The 14,750-nt window shown below is 62.1% G+C and carries 11 protein-coding genes; 2 read left to right on the top strand and 9 right to left on the bottom strand.

What is annotated here, in order from left to right:
• Positions 1–2: 2 nt before the first annotated feature.
• Positions 3–2,648 (bottom strand): glucosidase family protein, encoded by a 2,646-nt coding sequence (locus NQ519_RS07120; RefSeq protein WP_019151859.1) that lies wholly within the window; start codon positions 2,646–2,648, stop codon positions 3–5.
• 298 nt (positions 2,649–2,946) lie between these two features.
• Here NQ519_RS07120 and NQ519_RS07115 point away from each other — a divergent pair, with 298 nt between their 5' ends.
• Positions 2,947–3,519 carry a 50S ribosomal protein L25 gene (locus NQ519_RS07115; protein WP_026076751.1) on the top strand — a complete coding sequence of 191 codons (573 nt, stop codon included), beginning with the start codon at positions 2,947–2,949 and terminating at the stop codon, positions 3,517–3,519.
• Between the two features lie 8 nt (positions 3,520–3,527).
• Positions 3,528–4,091, top strand: coding sequence for an aminoacyl-tRNA hydrolase (gene pth, locus NQ519_RS07110; protein ID WP_019151861.1), 564 nt, complete (start codon positions 3,528–3,530; stop codon positions 4,089–4,091).
• 819 nt (positions 4,092–4,910) lie between these two features.
• On the opposite strand, the gene NQ519_RS07105 is transcribed toward pth, so the two are convergent.
• The 8 genes from NQ519_RS07105 to rsmH all read right to left on the bottom strand — a co-directional run bounded on the left by NQ519_RS07105 (position 4,911) and on the right by rsmH (position 14,696).
• Entirely contained in the window at positions 4,911–5,306 is a 396-nt protein-coding gene (locus NQ519_RS07105; RefSeq protein ID WP_026076752.1) for an RNA-binding S4 domain-containing protein, read from the bottom strand.
• A 2-nt stretch (positions 5,307–5,308) separates the two neighbouring features.
• Positions 5,309–6,679 (bottom strand): FtsW/RodA/SpoVE family cell cycle protein, encoded by a 1,371-nt coding sequence (locus tag NQ519_RS07100; RefSeq protein ID WP_019151863.1) that lies wholly within the window; start codon positions 6,677–6,679, stop codon positions 5,309–5,311.
• Between the two features lie 4 nt (positions 6,680–6,683).
• Positions 6,684–8,033 carry a UDP-N-acetylmuramoyl-L-alanine--D-glutamate ligase gene (gene murD / locus NQ519_RS07095; RefSeq protein WP_019151864.1) on the bottom strand — a complete coding sequence of 450 codons (1,350 nt, stop codon included), beginning with the start codon at positions 8,031–8,033 and terminating at the stop codon, positions 6,684–6,686.
• A gap of 1 nt (position 8,034) precedes the next feature.
• Complete coding sequence (gene mraY / locus NQ519_RS07090; protein WP_019151865.1) at positions 8,035–9,279, bottom strand: phospho-N-acetylmuramoyl-pentapeptide-transferase; 1,245 nt, start codon at positions 9,277–9,279, stop codon at positions 8,035–8,037.
• Positions 9,280–9,392: 113 nt separating this feature from the next.
• On the bottom strand, positions 9,393–10,847 hold the full coding sequence (locus tag NQ519_RS07085; protein ID WP_019151866.1) for a UDP-N-acetylmuramoyl-L-alanyl-D-glutamate--2,6-diaminopimelate ligase: 1,455 nt from the start codon (positions 10,845–10,847) through the stop codon (positions 9,393–9,395).
• 1 nt (position 10,848) lies between these two features.
• On the bottom strand, positions 10,849–13,107 hold the full coding sequence (locus NQ519_RS07080; RefSeq protein ID WP_019151867.1) for a penicillin-binding protein: 2,259 nt from the start codon (positions 13,105–13,107) through the stop codon (positions 10,849–10,851).
• A 6-nt stretch (positions 13,108–13,113) separates the two neighbouring features.
• A complete protein-coding gene (locus tag NQ519_RS07075; RefSeq protein ID WP_026076753.1) occupies positions 13,114–13,629 on the bottom strand; it encodes an FtsL-like putative cell division protein in 516 nt (171 codons plus the stop codon).
• A 146-nt stretch (positions 13,630–13,775) separates the two neighbouring features.
• Positions 13,776–14,696 carry a 16S rRNA (cytosine(1402)-N(4))-methyltransferase RsmH gene (gene rsmH, locus NQ519_RS07070; protein WP_019151868.1) on the bottom strand — a complete coding sequence of 307 codons (921 nt, stop codon included), beginning with the start codon at positions 14,694–14,696 and terminating at the stop codon, positions 13,776–13,778.
• Positions 14,697–14,750: the final 54 nt, after the last annotated feature.

Below are 14,750 nucleotides of genomic sequence, written 5' to 3'. Positions count from 1 at the left end.
TTCTATTCAAATTCGAGAACGACCCGTGCCTGTCCGCCGAAATCGTCGATCACCACCGTTTCCGTTTCGGGAACATAGCGACCGCCGGAGACTTTCGACGGCCGACGGTTCCCGGGATGCGGGAGCCTCACGGCCACGCAGCGCGGCTTCCGCTCCCCGGCGCAGGAGACGACGGCTTCGAGCCGCCCCTCCCTGATTCCCTCGGCAACCGCATCCACGGAACCGAAATAGCTCCGCACGTCTTTCAAAACGATCCGGTTCCCTGCTTCGAGCCAACTCCGGGGGATCGTCCGGAAGATATTCAGCGTATCGCCCCGCTCCTGATAGAGCATCCAGCGGGTCTCCATCAGAAACCCGGCCTCCTCATGCGTCTTATGGGAGCTCAGCCGATAAAAATGCTCCCAGAAACTGTACGTCTCCCGGTCGGCATGAGCGGACACGGCGGTGTAATAAGCGTCGAGAAACGGCCCGGTACGGCCCGTTTGCAGCCACCACCAGTTCAATCTGCCATAATAGGGCTGGCTGAACCCCGTATTCCCCTGACACATCAGTTCTCCGATATAGGTCATCAGCATTCGGGAAAGCGGCTCCTCGGGTCCGAACACCTCCCCGAAGACCAGATAGGCAGGGCTCAGTCCCGCATCGGGCACGGTAAAGGTCCCGTGCGAACGGAATTTTTCCGGTTTCTGATACAGCAACCGGGGACCGGGAGCCTCCGTCCAGGGCGGAAGCGTCGGGCACCAGGTCCCGTCGCCCAGCGGTACGACCGGCGAGGTCGCCCAGCTGTCCAGCGCAGCCTTGCGTATCGAACGCCGCCAGTCGTCGGCCTCGGCACGCAGGCGCTCCGCTTCGGGCTTTCCCAACGCCTCCATCACTTCGGCCATGCGGCTCATCCCCAAATACCCATAGGCATTGAGCATGAACTGATGATAACTGTCTTCGGGATCGGCCACTTTGCCGCTGATCATGCCCGAGCCGTCTTTGCCGTCGCGCGCCCGCCATTCGGTCAGGAATCCGCAGGCTTTCAGCAGTCGGGGACGCACCCGTTCGATCCACGCCGTATCACGGGTGTAGCGGAAATATTCACCCGCACACCACAGCACGGCCCCCGTTTCGATCGTGTAACCGTAATAGTTCATGATTTGGCCGTTGTCCTGCTGCGTAGCCATAAAATAATCGAGCGACCTGCGCGCCAGATCGGTCCACCCCATCGAGCAATAGAACTGGATGATCGGCGCACTCTCCGTCCCGATCGGGGAATAGACTCCGGCTTTTGCGGCCAGCGGTTTGTCGGGGCCTTCGCCGATCGTATTCAGATCGAGGTGCAGCAGTCCGGCATGCACCATTTCGTCGATCCGCTTCTCCGGCAGGCAGACCTGCGCGGCCGCGGCGAGCCGCCCCTTCCAATAAGCCTTGCAATTTTCAAAAACCTCGTCGAACGGCCTTTCGCCGAGCCGCTCCGCCCGGGTCCGGGAGACCGGGGAGTGGGGCATCCGGAATTCGAAAAATGCCGTGTCGCCCGGTTGCAGCAGCACCGCCAGTTCTTCGTTGGGCATCGGAAGGCCGTTCCAGCGGGATATGCAGAAAACACGCTCTTCGGAATAGCCCGAAAATCCCGTTCCGGGCTCGAATCCGTAGGCCGCGTCCACACCCGGAAAAGGAACCTTCACCCAGGCATACCGGGGAACACGCCCCGTATTGCGAATCTCGGTGCGGCAATAGAGCACCGTCTCCTCGGCGGGCGTCTTCGTCCGCGCACGGACCTCCTCCAACTGCCTCTGCTGCGTCTCGGTGAAGACCCGCCCGGGGCTGTACGCATCCGAGATCATGTAATGCGTCCCCTGCACGGCACCGGGTCCGAGAGACGAACTTTCGAGTGCGGCGAACGACACCGAATGATAAACGATGTCGTCGTCGCGCATTTCAGCGTGATAGATCGGCAAAACACCCTCCTCCAAGGAACGGCGGATGTTGTTCAGCGCCCCGACGCCCCGTCCCAGGGCATAGCGGTAGAACAAGGGCCGGCCGGCCGTCTCCGGCAGGCCGAAAGCCGCCGAAGACATCGTAGGTTTGACAATCTTATCCTCGTTGGGCGTATCCTGCAACTCCTCGGTGATCTCGAACATGCGCATATCCCGGCCCAGCCCCAGCCAGACGGGAACGCTCATGTTCCGTGTACGGGCGGCCACCCGGTCGAAAGAGGCTTCGGGCTCCCGGTCGGCCCGCCGGGCTTTGGTCGAGAGTCCGCGGGAAAGTATCTCGCGTTCGATTCCGGCATAGTCCCTGCCGTCCTCCGCAGGCACCACGGCAACGCCGTATGCGGGCAGATAGATCGGGCAGGAGGAGTTCACGTCCCGGAGGAAAAAAGAGAAGGCATGGAGAGAGGTCCTGACCGTCACCAGCGTCGGCCCGGGTCCGGGCGCCAGATCCGGGGAGGCGATTTGCAGCTCTATTCCCGGGAACTGCCGCCCCGCAATGCGAAATTCGCTTCCCTCGGGTGTCCGGCCGCTGCCGATGACCCGCAACCGGAGCAGCTCCCCGTTGCGGACCTCGACGCTTCCGGAAATTCCGGGTTCGTTCCATAGGACCCGGATCGCGGAGAGTGTCTGTCCGGGTCGCGCCGCAAACTGCCGGCACACCGGAAACACGGATGCCAAAAAAAGAATACATAACCGCAAAAGTGTTCTGTCCATGATCTTTTCCATTCGGTGATTCGTCACAAAGGTAAACGGCAAAGAGGATATGCAGGATGACGATTCCGTTCAAAATCCTCTGTTTCCTATTCAAAAGAGCGGATCGGCAATTCTTAATTTTTCATTTTTCATTTTTAATTCCTGATTATTTACACTATCTTTGCGCTCCGAAAGCAGGCGGAAATGGGATGCGGTCCGCAGAGGCCGCATTGAGAACCGCCGAAGGAAACACATTAAAAAACAAACGATTACCATGAAAACTATTTCGGTAAAGGCTGTGAAACGCAGCGATTTCGGCAAGAAAGCAGCCAAGGCTGTACGCCGCGAAGGCATGGTGCCCTGCGTACTGTGCGGCAATGGCGAGACGGAGACCTTCTCGGTCGATCCCCGCGAGATCAAACCCCTGATCTACACCCCCAACTCCTATATCGTGGAGTTCGACATCAAGGGCAAGAAAGAGCTGGCCGTGCTGCGCGAGGCCCAGTTCCACCCCGTCCGTGAGGAGATTCTCCACCTGGATTTCTTCCGCATCGCCGACGGCAAACCCGTGTCGATCGCCATTCCGGTGCGCCTGACGGGCAACGCCGAGGGTGTGAAGGTCGGCGGTAAACTGACCCTGTCGGCCCGCAAGCTGGTCGTCAGCGCCCTGGTCGAGAACCTGCCCGACGAGATCGTCGTAGACGTGACCACGCTGGGTGTCGGCAAGACCATCTTCGTCGGCGACCTCTCCATCGAGAACCTGAAATTCGTGACTCCGGCATCGACCGCCGTGTGCGCCGTCCGCGTGACCCGCGCATCGCGTGGCGCCGCTGCCGCCGAGAAATAATCCGGAGCATGAAATACCTCATTGTTGGGCTCGGGAACATCGGCGCCGAGTACGCCGGAACCCGCCACAACATCGGTTTCAAAGTGTTGGACGCCCTCGCAGAGGCGTCCAACGCTGTTTTTACGACGGCCCGCTACGGCGACATCGCCGAAGTCCGGCACAAGGGCCGGACGCTGGTGTTGCTGAAACCCTCGACTTACATGAATCTTTCGGGCAAGGCCGTCCGCTACTGGATGGAGGCCGAGAAGATTCCGTTGGAAAACCTGCTGATCATCTCGGACGACATCGCGCTGCCGTTCGGCACGCTGCGCCTGCGTCCGAAGGGGAGCGCCGGCGGCCACAACGGACTGAAAAACATCACCGAACTGCTCGGCACGGAGGAGTACGCCCGGATGCGCTTCGGCGTGGGCGGCGACTTTCCCAAAGGGCATCAGGTGGAGTATGTGCTCGGGGAGTGGTCCGACGAGGAGCGGACGGCCATGCCCGACCGGCTGAAGGTTTTCGTCGATGCCATCCGGTCGTTCACGACCGTCGGGACGCAGCTGACGATGACCAATTTCAACAAAAAATAAGAAAAGCGGCTTTCGGGCCGCTTTTTTGCATTTCAGGTTTTTTTCTTTACCTTTGTTAGGTAGAGTCACGACTTTATAGCGTTCTTGACATATTACGTTGTATCGGCATCTGAAATTTTGGCAAATTTTATGGACAAATGATACAGCACCCCCGGAAGGGTGTGTGCTGTTTTCTGTTTGTTCAGGGCCCGCCAAAAGCCTCAGATTTAAGGATTCAGCGCCGCCCTTTTTCTATTTTCCCCGGTTCAGTCCTGCCGCAGAAACTACGCTATCAAATATTTTTTTGCATTGCCCGACTTTTTCGTTATCTTTACTGCGTAAAGCCTCCCCGACTTTATTGCGTTCTTGACATATTTCCATTGTATCGCATCCTAAAATTTTGGCGAATTTTATGCAACGAAGATACAGTACCACCCCGAGGGGTGTGTGCTGTTTTCTTGTCGTTGCGGGCCCGCCAAAAGCCTTAGGATGCAGGATTCGGCGCCGCCTCTCTTTTTTGCGTCCTGCCGGATTCCGCTGAATAAAGAGCCCGGCAGGTTGCCTCCTTTTTTCCTTTTTTTGAATTCTTCAGGAAAAAAGAGAGGGGTTGCGCTCCTGCCGGGTCTCTCTTTTCCCGGCTAAGAGCCGGGTTCTATGGGCGATGCGAGCTACCAGAGCTTCGAAACCAGCCCTGCGCCCCCGGCTAAGAGCCGGGGTTCAGAGGCGATGCCAGGCTGCCCGGGGTTCGGAACCAGTTCTGCGCCCCGGCTAAGAGCCGGGTTCTATGGGCGATGCAAGCTACCAGAGCTTCGAAACCAGTTCCGCGCCCGGCTCAGGCAATTACTCCTCGTCGTCGTAGTAAATCTCCTCCATCAGCCCGTCCAGCTCGCGGCGCTCCTTCTTGGTCGGGCGTCCCGTGCCACGGTCGCGGAAGACGAAGATCGTCTCGCGGGGCATGTTGAGTTTGTCCAGCTCCTCCTGCGGCGTGATGTTGAGGCAGTATTCCGGCACGTTCTTGGCCGGCTGGCGGCTCGACACCCGATCGAGCACCTTGTAGGAGTAGGTCACGGCCTGCTTGCGCACGGCGATCACGTCGCCGATCTTCACCTCGCGCGAGGGCTTGGCATAGGAGCCGTTGACCGTCACCTTGTTCGTGCGGACGGCGTCGGCGGCGTCGCTGCGGGTCTTGAAAATCCGCACCGCCCAAAGGTATTTGTCCAATCGAATCTCTTCCATAGCTACTTTTCGTACAATGTTTCGTTTTTCGGCCGGTCGTGCGACTGTTCGTCGTTCTGGCGGCTGACGCTGAGGATCATCCCGAAGGCGATCATCGTGAAGAGCATCGACGATCCGCCGCGCGAGATCAGCGGCAGGGTCTGCCCCGTCTCGGGAATCAGGTTCACCGTGACCATGATGTGCAGCAGCGCCTGACACGTTATCAGCAACGCCAGCCCCAGCACCAGCAGCCCCGGGAAAGCCGTTCCGCAGCGGCGGAAAATCTCGATCCCCCGGAAGAAGACCCACAGGTAGAGCATCAGCAGCACGACAGCCAGAATGATGCCGTACTCCTCGACGAAGAAGGCATAGGCGTAGTCGCTCTCGGGGTGGATCATCTCCACGCGCATGGCGCTCTGTCCGGCGCCCTCGCCCAGAATGCCGCCGTTGTAGATGGCGATCATCGAGCGTTCGGTGTCGGAGAGGTGTTCGATGGGCTTCTCGGTCTGCGATTCGGTCCAGAGGTGAATCCACGTCGAGACGCGCCCTTCGGCGGTCTCGCTGCGCCCGAGGTTGAGCGTCATGACGACGACGATGGCGGCGGCGCCCCATCCCACGAGCTTCATCAGCTCGCCGAAGCGCACGCGGCCGATCAGCATCATCACCCACGACGCCAGGCACACCAGCACCGCCGACGAAGTGTGCGCCGGGAAGATCACCAGCGCCGAAACGGCCACCGGCATCAGGATCGGCCACGTGCCCTCGCGCCAGATTTTCCGCTGCTCGGGCGACGAACGCCAGGTCCAGAACCTCCACGTCGGGACGATGCGTATCTTGTCGATCTTCGACTGCCGCCCGGCCAGCTGCTGGGCCAGGAACAGCACCGTGGCGACCTTCAGGGCCTCGGAGGGCTGGAACTGGAAGGGTCCCAGCGGAATCCAGCGGGCCGCGCCGTTGGTCGTGGCGCCGATGAAGTAGACGGCGACGGTGAGCGCCACCGAGAGGAAATAGGCGGGCCGGGCGAGGTAGTTATAGATGCGGCAGTCGATCCGCTGCACGACGAGCATGACGAGAACGCTGACGACCAGCAGAATCAGCTGCTGGCGCAGGAAATGCGCCGTCGTGCGGGCCGTATGGGCGTCGTAGGCCATTTTGGCCGTCGAGGAGTAGACCACCAGCACCGAGATCACCGCCAGCGCGGCGAGGATGATCCACAGCACCCGGTCGCCCGTGAAGAAGCGGAACCGGGGCCCCTCGTCCCCCTCCCGGGCACCGGCCGTTCCCTCCGCGGCACACGCCTCGTCCGCGGGCGCACTCCGGCGGAGGCGCCGGGGCGCGGCGTCGCGGGCCAGTTCGGCCGCCGCACGTTCGTCATTCATCTCGTCCCGGTACATCGTCCTAAGCCTTTTCCGTCACCCAGTTTTTGAACAGCTCGCCGCGGTTCTCGTAGTTCTTGAACAGGTCGAAGCTCGCGCAGGCGGGCGACAGCAGCACCGCGTCGCCGGGGCGCGCCGCGGCCTTCGCGGCCGTCATGGCGGCTTCGAGCGAATCGGTCGAAACCACCTCGGGAACCACCCCGGTGAACTCCTTCACCAGCTTGGCGTTGTCCAGCCCCATGCAGACCAGCGTGCGGACCTTGGCCCGGGCGAAGGCTTTCAGGGGTTCGTAGTCGTTGCCCTTGTCCGTGCCGCCGGCGATCCACACCACGGGACGCGTCATGCTCTCCAGCGCATAGTAGACCGAATCGACGTTGGTGGCCTTCGAGTCGTTGATCCACAGCACACCGCCCTTCTCAGCCACGGGTTCGAGCCGGTGCTCGACGGGCGCGAAATCGTAGAGCGACCTGCGGATCTTCGCCGGGGCGACGCCCGCCGCGAGGGTCGCCAAAGCCGCCGCCATAGCGTTGTAGGCGTTGTGCAGCCCCTTGATCCGCAGCTTCGCGGTGTCGATCTCCACCGATGCCTTGCCGGCCGTCGCCGTGAACTTCCCGTCGCACAGGAAGGCGTCGCCCGCGCCGCTCGCCACGGCCGCATGGGCCATGAACGGCAGCTGGCGCATCCGGAGGTCGTATTTCGGCAGCTGATCGCGGATCACCGCGTCGTCGCCCGAGTAGACGAACCAGTCGCGCGAGGTCATGTTCTGCGTGATGCGCATCTTCGAATCGGCATAGTTCTGAAAACAATGGTCGTAGCGGTCCAGGTGGTCGGGCGTGATGTTCATCAACACGCCGATATGCGCCCGGAACCTATACATGCCGTCCAGCTGGAACGAACTCAGCTCCAGCACATACCAGTCGTACGACCCCGTGGCGACCGAATAGGCGAAGCTCTCGCCGATGTTGCCGCCGAGGGCGACGTTCATCCCGGCGTCGCGCATGATCTTGTAGATGAGCGACGTGGTGGTGGTCTTGCCGTTCGATCCCGTGATGCAGATGCACCGGGCCTTGCCCGTGTAGCGGCCCGCGAACTCCATCTCGGAGATCACCGGGATGCCCGCCGCGCGGATTTTGCACACGATGGGCGCCGTGTCGGGAATCCCAGGGGACTTCACGACCTCCGAGGCCGCGAGGATGCGCTCCTCGGTGTGGCCGCCCTCCTCGTAGGGGACGCCCCATTCGTCCAACTTGGCCTTGTAGCGGTCGGCGATGCGCCCCGCGTCGGAGAGGAAGACCCCGAACCCCTTCTTTTTGGCGAGGATCGCGGAACCGTAGCCGCTGATCCCTCCGCCCAGAACGACGATCTGTTTCATATTACCTTATCTTCAACGTTACCAACGTAATGGCCGCCAGCAGCAGCGAAATGATCCAGAAGCGGAGGACGATCTTGGTTTCGAAGATGCCCTTCTTCTGATAGTGGTGGTGGATCGGCGACATCAGCAGGATGCGCCGCCCCTCGCCGTAGCGGCGTTTAGTGTACTTAAAGTAGCCGACCTGCATCATTACCGAGAAGCTCTCGACGAGGAAGACCCCGCACAGCAGCGGCAGCAACAGTTCCTTGCGGATGCAGAGGGCGAAGACGGCGATGACGCCGCCGATGGCCAGCGACCCGGTGTCGCCCATGAATATCTGCGCCGGGAAAGAGTTGTACCACAGGAATCCCACCAGCGCACCCACCAGCGCCGCGGCGAAGACCACCAGCTCGCCGCTGTCGGGGATGTACATGATGTTGAGGTAGTCGGCGTAGACGATGTGTCCCGAAAGGTAGGCCAGCACGCCCAGCACCGCGACGATCGGGACCGAAACGCCCGTCGCCAGTCCGTCGAGTCCGTCGGTGAGGTTGGCGCCGTTCGACACGGCCGTCACCACGAAGATCGCCACCAGCACGTAGAGCAGCCACGTCGCCGTGGAATTTCCTCCCGTCAGCCAGCCGTAGTCGAACTCGTTGTTCTTGACGAAGGGAATGGTCGTCTGCGTGGTCTTGAGGCTCTCGGAACTGAGCACCACGTTGCGCTGGACGCTCCCGACCACCGTGCCGTCGGCATCCGTGTAGACCGTCTGCTCGGGCTGGGTGACCTTCTCGCGGACGACGATGTCGGGCGACAGGCACATCGTCGTGCCGACGATGATGCCGAGGCCCACCTGCCCCACGATCTTGAAGCGGCCCTTCAGCCCCTCCTTCCGGTGGCGGAAGACCTTGATGTAGTCGTCAAGACCGCCGATCAGCCCCAGCCAGACGGTCGAGACCAGCATCAGCCGGACGTAGACGTTGCCCAGGTTGCCGACGAGCAGCATCGGGACCAGGATGGCGATGAGGATGATGACGCCGCCCATCGTGGGGGTGCCCTTCTTTTGCAGCTGGCCCTGCAACCCGAGGTCGCGGATCTCCTCGCCGATCTGCTTGCGGCGCAGGAAGTCGATGATCCGGCGTCCGAAGATGATGACGATCAGCAGCGACAGGATGACGGCCGCCGCAGCGCGGAACGAAAGGTACTGGAACATGCCCGAACCGGGCAGGTTATAGGCTTCGTCCAGATACTTGAAAAGGTGATAAAGCATTATCTCAATTAAAAATTAAGAATTAAAAATTAAAAAAATTACGACAGCGGGAGGGGGGGGGTTACGTTGAAAATCCAAATTGAAAAAAATTTTTCATTCTTCATTTTCAATTTTTAATTGAGAAGTTCGAACGATTTTCGAACTTCTTCGCGGTCGTCGAAATGGTGTTTCACGTCGCCGACAATCTGATAGGTCTCGTGCCCCTTGCCCGCTATGAGGAGGATGTCGCCCGGACGCGAGAGCATCACGGCCGTGCGGATCGCCTCGGCCCGGTCGGCGATGCGCAGGTAGCGCACCCCGGGATCGAGCCCCGCAACCATGTCGTCGAGAATCGCCTCGGGCGACTCGTGGCGCGGATTGTCCGACGTGAAGATCGCCGTCGAGGCGTATTTCACGGCGATCTGCGCCATCTCGGGCCGCTTGGTCCGGTCGCGGTCGCCGCCGCAGCCGCACACCACGATCAGCTGCTGGCCGGGCGTGCGGATCTCCTCGATGGTCTGGATCACGTTCTCCAGCGCATCGGGCGTGTGGGCGTAGTCCACGATGGCCGTCGTGCCGTTCGCCGCGCGGACCTTCTCGAAGCGGCCGCTCACGGCGTGCAGCACGCTCAGGACGCGCAGCACCTCGCTCCGGTCGAGCCCCAGCAGGACCGCCGCGCCGTAGACCGCCAGCAGGTTGTAGGCGTTGAACCGCCCCAGCAGCCCCACCCACAGCTCCTGCCCGTCGATGCGCAGCAGCATGCCGTCGAGGTGCATCTCGACGATCTTGCAGCGGAAATCGGCCATCGCACGCAGCGAGTAGGTGCTCACCGCGGCCGCCGTGTTCTGCACCATCACGCGGCCGTTGCGGTCGTCGGCGTTCGTCAGCGCGAAAGCCCCTTTGGGCAGTCCGTCGAAGAAGAGTTTCTTGGCCCGGATGTATTCGGCGAAGGTCTTGTGATAGTCGAGGTGGTCGTGGGTGATGTTGGAGAAGATGCCGCCGGCGAAGTCGAGCCCCCGCGTGCGCTCCTGCACGATGGCGTGCGACGAACACTCCATGAAGCAGAATTCGCATCCGGCGTCGGCCATCTCGCGCATCATGGCGTTCAGACGGATCGGATCGGGGGTCGTGTGGGTCGCCTCGATCTCGCGGCCGTCGATCTTGTAGACCACCGTCGAGACCAGCCCGGCCTTGTAGCCCAGGGCCCGCACGAGGTCGTACAGCAGCGTCACGGTCGTGGTCTTGCCGTTGGTTCCGGTGATGCCCACCAGTTTCAGTTCGCGGCTCGGATAGCCGTAGAACGCCGCCGCCATGTCGGCCATCGCCCCCGCCGAGTCTTCGACCACGACATACGCAACGCCTTCGGCCGCCGTCTCGGGCATCCGCTCGCAGACCACCGCCGCGGCGCCCTTCGCAACAGCCGACGGGATGTAGTCGTGGCCGTCGCTCTGCGTCCCCGGCACGGCGAAGAAGCAGTCGCCCGGCTTCACCGCCCGCGAATCGTAGGTCAGTCCGGCGATCGCCGCCGAGCCGTCGCCGTACAGCGCCCCGACCGTCGTATTTTCCAGCAGTTCAGAAAGTTTCTTCATTTCATTTCAATGTTATACTCACCGCCGTCCCCGGCACGATGCGGGTTCCGGCGGAGATGCTTTGCTGTGTCACGGCCCCCTGCCCCGTGAAGCGGACCTTCAGGCCGCGGCTTTCGAGGATGAAGAGGGCGTCCTTGAGCCCCATCCCGCGCACGTCGGGCATCACGCTCCGGTCTTCGGGCAGACTGGTGATCGAAACGTTCGCAAGGCTGTCCACCGTGGCGCGTCCCCACCCCGTGCGGCTGTCGAACGAGGTGCGGCGCGAGAGTTTGTCGGCCACGCGGCGGATCTGGGCGATGTCGCCGCCCTTCATCCGCTCGGGATAGCGGCGCGGCCCGTCGTCGTCGATCCGGGCATACCAGTCGCGGCCCCGGTTGTAAATGTAATCGACCATGCGCTTCACGACGGGACCCGCCAGCGGACCTCCGTAGTAGGCTTTTCCGGGCTGCGCACGGGTCTCGATGGTCGTGAGCACCGTATAGCGGGGTTCGTCGGCCGGGAAATAGGCCACCATCGAACCCAGATAGGGCCGCCCGCCCTCGGTGGGCGAGGTGATCTGCGCCGTGCCGGTCTTGGCCGCCACGCGGACACGGGTGGTGTCACGGAAAAACGCGCTGGCCGTGCCCTCCGTGCAGACCGCCTGCAAGCAGGCGCGCACCTCGCGCAGAGCCGACCGCGAAGCGATGGACGAAGCGATGGTCCGGCTCTCGAACTCCTCCTCGACCCGTTCGCCGCGGCGCAGTTCGCGCACCAGCACCGGGGAGATCATCTTTCCGTCGTTGGCGATGGCGTTATAGAACGTGATGACCTGAATCGGAGCCATCCGCACGCGGTAGCCGTAGGCCATCTTGACCAGCATCACCCCCGGGTCGGGGACCTTCCAGTCGGTCGTGATCGAGGGTTTCCGTTCGCCGAGGCGTTCCAGCCCGACGGTTTCGCCCAGATGCAGTTCCTTATGGAGGAAATCGCTGTACTCCTGCTTCTTGCCCGTGATCCCGTAACGGTCCCAGATCGCCTTGGCGAAGTAGACGTTCGACGACGAAGCCACGGCGCGCCGGAAGTCGATCTCGCGGTCGCCGCGGTGCGAATCGCGGATGTTCTTGGCCGGGCCCACCGTCACCGGGTCGCCGTCGTGGGTGTCGTAGACCGTCGAGGGCGGCATTTCGGCGTCGTCCAGCAGCGTGAGCATCGTCGCCAGCTTGAAGGTCGAACCCGGCTCCATACTGCGCCCCAGGGCGTAATTCTCGCGTTCGGCGAAAGTCCCGTCGGCATTGCGGCCGAGATTCACCATCGCCAGAATCTCGCCCGTGCGGACCTCCATCACGATCGTCGTGCCCCACAGGGCGTTCTGCTGCTCCAGCTGCCGCCGCAGGGCCTTGTCGGCCACATCCTGCAAATCGAGATCGAGCGTCGTCACCACGTCGAAGCCGTCCACCGGGTCCACATGGTCACCGCCCGCCACCCGGCCGTAAAAGCCGCGCGCGATGCGCTGCCGCACGGCTTTGCCGTCGCGCCCGGCCAGCTCCTCGCGGTAAGCCTCCTCGATGCCGTAATTGCCCTTGTCGCCCGTCAGTCCGATGGTGCGGCGGGCCAGTTCGCCCTGCGGGTAGATGCGTTCGTCGCGCTCGATGAGCCGGTAGACCATGCCCATATTCCAGTTCAACAGCGGATAGCGCCGGAGGGTCTCCCACTCGGCGTAATCCACCTCGCGGGGGAAGATCATCACGGGCGTATGGTCGCGGATCGTGTCGTAGATGCGTCGCGTGACATACTCCTCGCCCCGCATGCGGTCCATCATCCGCGAAAACCACCCCTCGGAGCGCAGGTAGGAGGTGTCGCGGGGATTCACCAGCCGGTAGCGGCGGGCGTGTTCGTCGCGGAACCTCTTCGAGTAAGCCGAGGCGGGTTTGTCCCGGAAAAAGGCGGCCAGCAGTTTGGCCAGCGAGTCGGCCTGCTCCCGGAATGTCTTGAGCGAATCGAGCCCCGGCGAGGCGAAGTCGAACGCGGCCTGATAGCGGAAAATCGACGTGGCCAGCGGTTCGCCGTCGCGCGAAAGGATGCTGCCCCGCTGAGCCGGGATCACCTCCTCGGTGAAGATGCGCCCGGCGAGGCGGTCGGCGTTGTAGGCCACCTCCGCGCTGAACAGCTGCACCCAGACGAGCCGTGCGAGCACAATGCCCCCGGCGAGGATGAACAGCACGTAGAGAAGCCTCACCCGCAGCAGAATATCGCTTTTGACCTTCGACCGTTCCTGTTTCATAGCCGCTCAGTCGTCAATGATCTCGCCCGGAACGAGCGGGTCGTAAAGTTCGATGCCCCGCGCCTCCAGCTGGCGCACGATGGCCGAATGGGTCGTGCGCTGGTAACGCTGCTCCTGCATGCGGATCGAGCGTTCGCGGAGCTTCTGCACGTCGCGTTCGAGGCGCGTGTAGCGCATGTCGAGGTGCAGCGACCAGAACATCACCACGATGCTCAGGAAGAACATCCCCGCGATGGTCAGCATGTAGGGATAGTATTTCGAAACGCCCTCGCGCACGAGGATCGAACCCGAAAACAACTGCCAGAAGGTGCTCGCCCTGCGGCGGCTCTCCCGCCGCTCGCGCTCCTCGGCTTCGGCACGCTCCTCGGCCTCGCGCTCCTCGTCGGCACGGATGTCCTCCTCCGCCTCGCCGCGCTCCATGCGCAGCACCTCGCGGCGCACGCGGCGCGCGAACTCCTCGTCCTGCTCGCGGCGGGCCTGCTCCTCGGGGGTCACGGGGTCGAATTCGTGGTCGCGGTACATCTTTGCAGAATTAAAAATGAAAAATTAAGAATTAAGAATTTTCCTTCGGGATACAGAGCCAAACAACGGCCCGGTTTGTCTCAAACCTCCGTCTCGCAGCAAACAAATGGCACGTTGTCTTCCCATTTTTCATTCTTAATTTTTAATTAAACTTTCGGCCTTTCCGAAAGTTTCTCCGCCGCCCGGAGTTTCGCCGAGCGGGAACGGGGGTTGCGGCCGAGCTCCTCGGCCGAAGGGGTCACGGCCTTGCGCGTGACCGGCTCGAACGGCACCTGCGGACGACCGAAAAAATCCTTTTCGACCGTGCCCGAGAAGTTGCCGCTGCGCATGAAATTCTTCACCAGCCGGTCTTCGAGCGAATGGTAGGAGATCACCACCAGCCGCCCGCCGGGTTTCAGCACCTTGAGGCTCTGCTCCAGCGCCATTTTCAGCGCCTCCATCTCGCCGTTGACCTCGATGCGGAGCGCCTGAAAGAGCTTGGTCAGGAATTTGGATTCGTCCTTCCGGGGGGTGCAGGGCTTCACCGCCGCGACCAGCTGCGCCGTGGTGGTCACGGGCTCCGCGGCCCGGGCCTTCGCCAGACAGTTGGCGACCTTCCACGGGGTTTCGATCTCGCCCCAGTCGCCCAGAATGCGGGTCAGCTCCTCCGCGGTATAGTTGTTCACGACGTCCGCCGCCGTCAGTCGTCCCCGCTGGTTCATGCGCATGTCGAGCGGCGCCTCGCCGCGGAACGAAAAGCCCCGTTCGAGGGCGTCGAAATGGTGCGACGAGACCCCCAGGTCGGCCAGAATGCCGTCCACCTCCCTTACGCCGCGCAGCCTCAACGCGCCGCGCAGGAAGCGGAAATTGCTCTCCACATAGTGGAACCGCGCGTCGTCGGGACAGTTGGCCAGCGTATCGCGGTCCTGATCGAAGCCGTAAAGACGCCCTTCGGGACCCAGTCCGGCGAGGATGCGGCGCGAATGGCCGCCTCCGCCGAAAGTGAGGTCGGCGTAGGTGCCCGCGGGATCAATACCGAGCAGAGCCACAGACTCTTCCAGCAGCACGGGAGTATGATATTGCGACATAACGGTTGTTTGCAAAGGTCTATTTGGGTGTAAAGTTAGGGATTTTTCAAAAAA

It is taken from the genome of Alistipes senegalensis JC50 (assembly GCF_025145645.1).
GTDB classification, from domain to species: Bacteria; Bacteroidota; Bacteroidia; order Bacteroidales; family Rikenellaceae; genus Alistipes; species Alistipes senegalensis.
The sequence above is the reverse complement of the archived record's forward strand: the minus strand, read 5'-3'. Positions and strand labels throughout refer to the sequence as shown.

Bases quoted from the DNA above. Each gene is read 5' to 3' on its own strand.
- NQ519_RS07115 (WP_026076751.1), top strand. From the start codon at position 2,947: ATGAAAACTATTTCGGTAAAGGCTGTGAAACGCAGCGATTTCGGCAAG.
- pth (WP_019151861.1), top strand. From the start codon at position 3,528: ATGAAATACCTCATTGTTGGGCTCGGGAACATCGGCGCCGAGTACGCC.
- NQ519_RS07105 (WP_026076752.1), bottom strand. From the start codon at position 5,306: ATGGAAGAGATTCGATTGGACAAATACCTTTGGGCGGTGCGGATTTTC.
- NQ519_RS07100 (WP_019151863.1), bottom strand. From the start codon at position 6,679: ATGTACCGGGACGAGATGAATGACGAACGTGCGGCGGCCGAACTGGCC.
- murD (WP_019151864.1), bottom strand. From the start codon at position 8,033: ATGAAACAGATCGTCGTTCTGGGCGGAGGGATCAGCGGCTACGGTTCC.
- mraY (WP_019151865.1), bottom strand. From the start codon at position 9,279: ATGCTTTATCACCTTTTCAAGTATCTGGACGAAGCCTATAACCTGCCC.
- NQ519_RS07085 (WP_019151866.1), bottom strand. From the start codon at position 10,847: ATGAAGAAACTTTCTGAACTGCTGGAAAATACGACGGTCGGGGCGCTG.
- NQ519_RS07080 (WP_019151867.1), bottom strand. From the start codon at position 13,107: ATGAAACAGGAACGGTCGAAGGTCAAAAGCGATATTCTGCTGCGGGTG.
- NQ519_RS07075 (WP_026076753.1), bottom strand. From the start codon at position 13,629: ATGTACCGCGACCACGAATTCGACCCCGTGACCCCCGAGGAGCAGGCC.
- rsmH (WP_019151868.1), bottom strand. From the start codon at position 14,696: ATGTCGCAATATCATACTCCCGTGCTGCTGGAAGAGTCTGTGGCTCTG.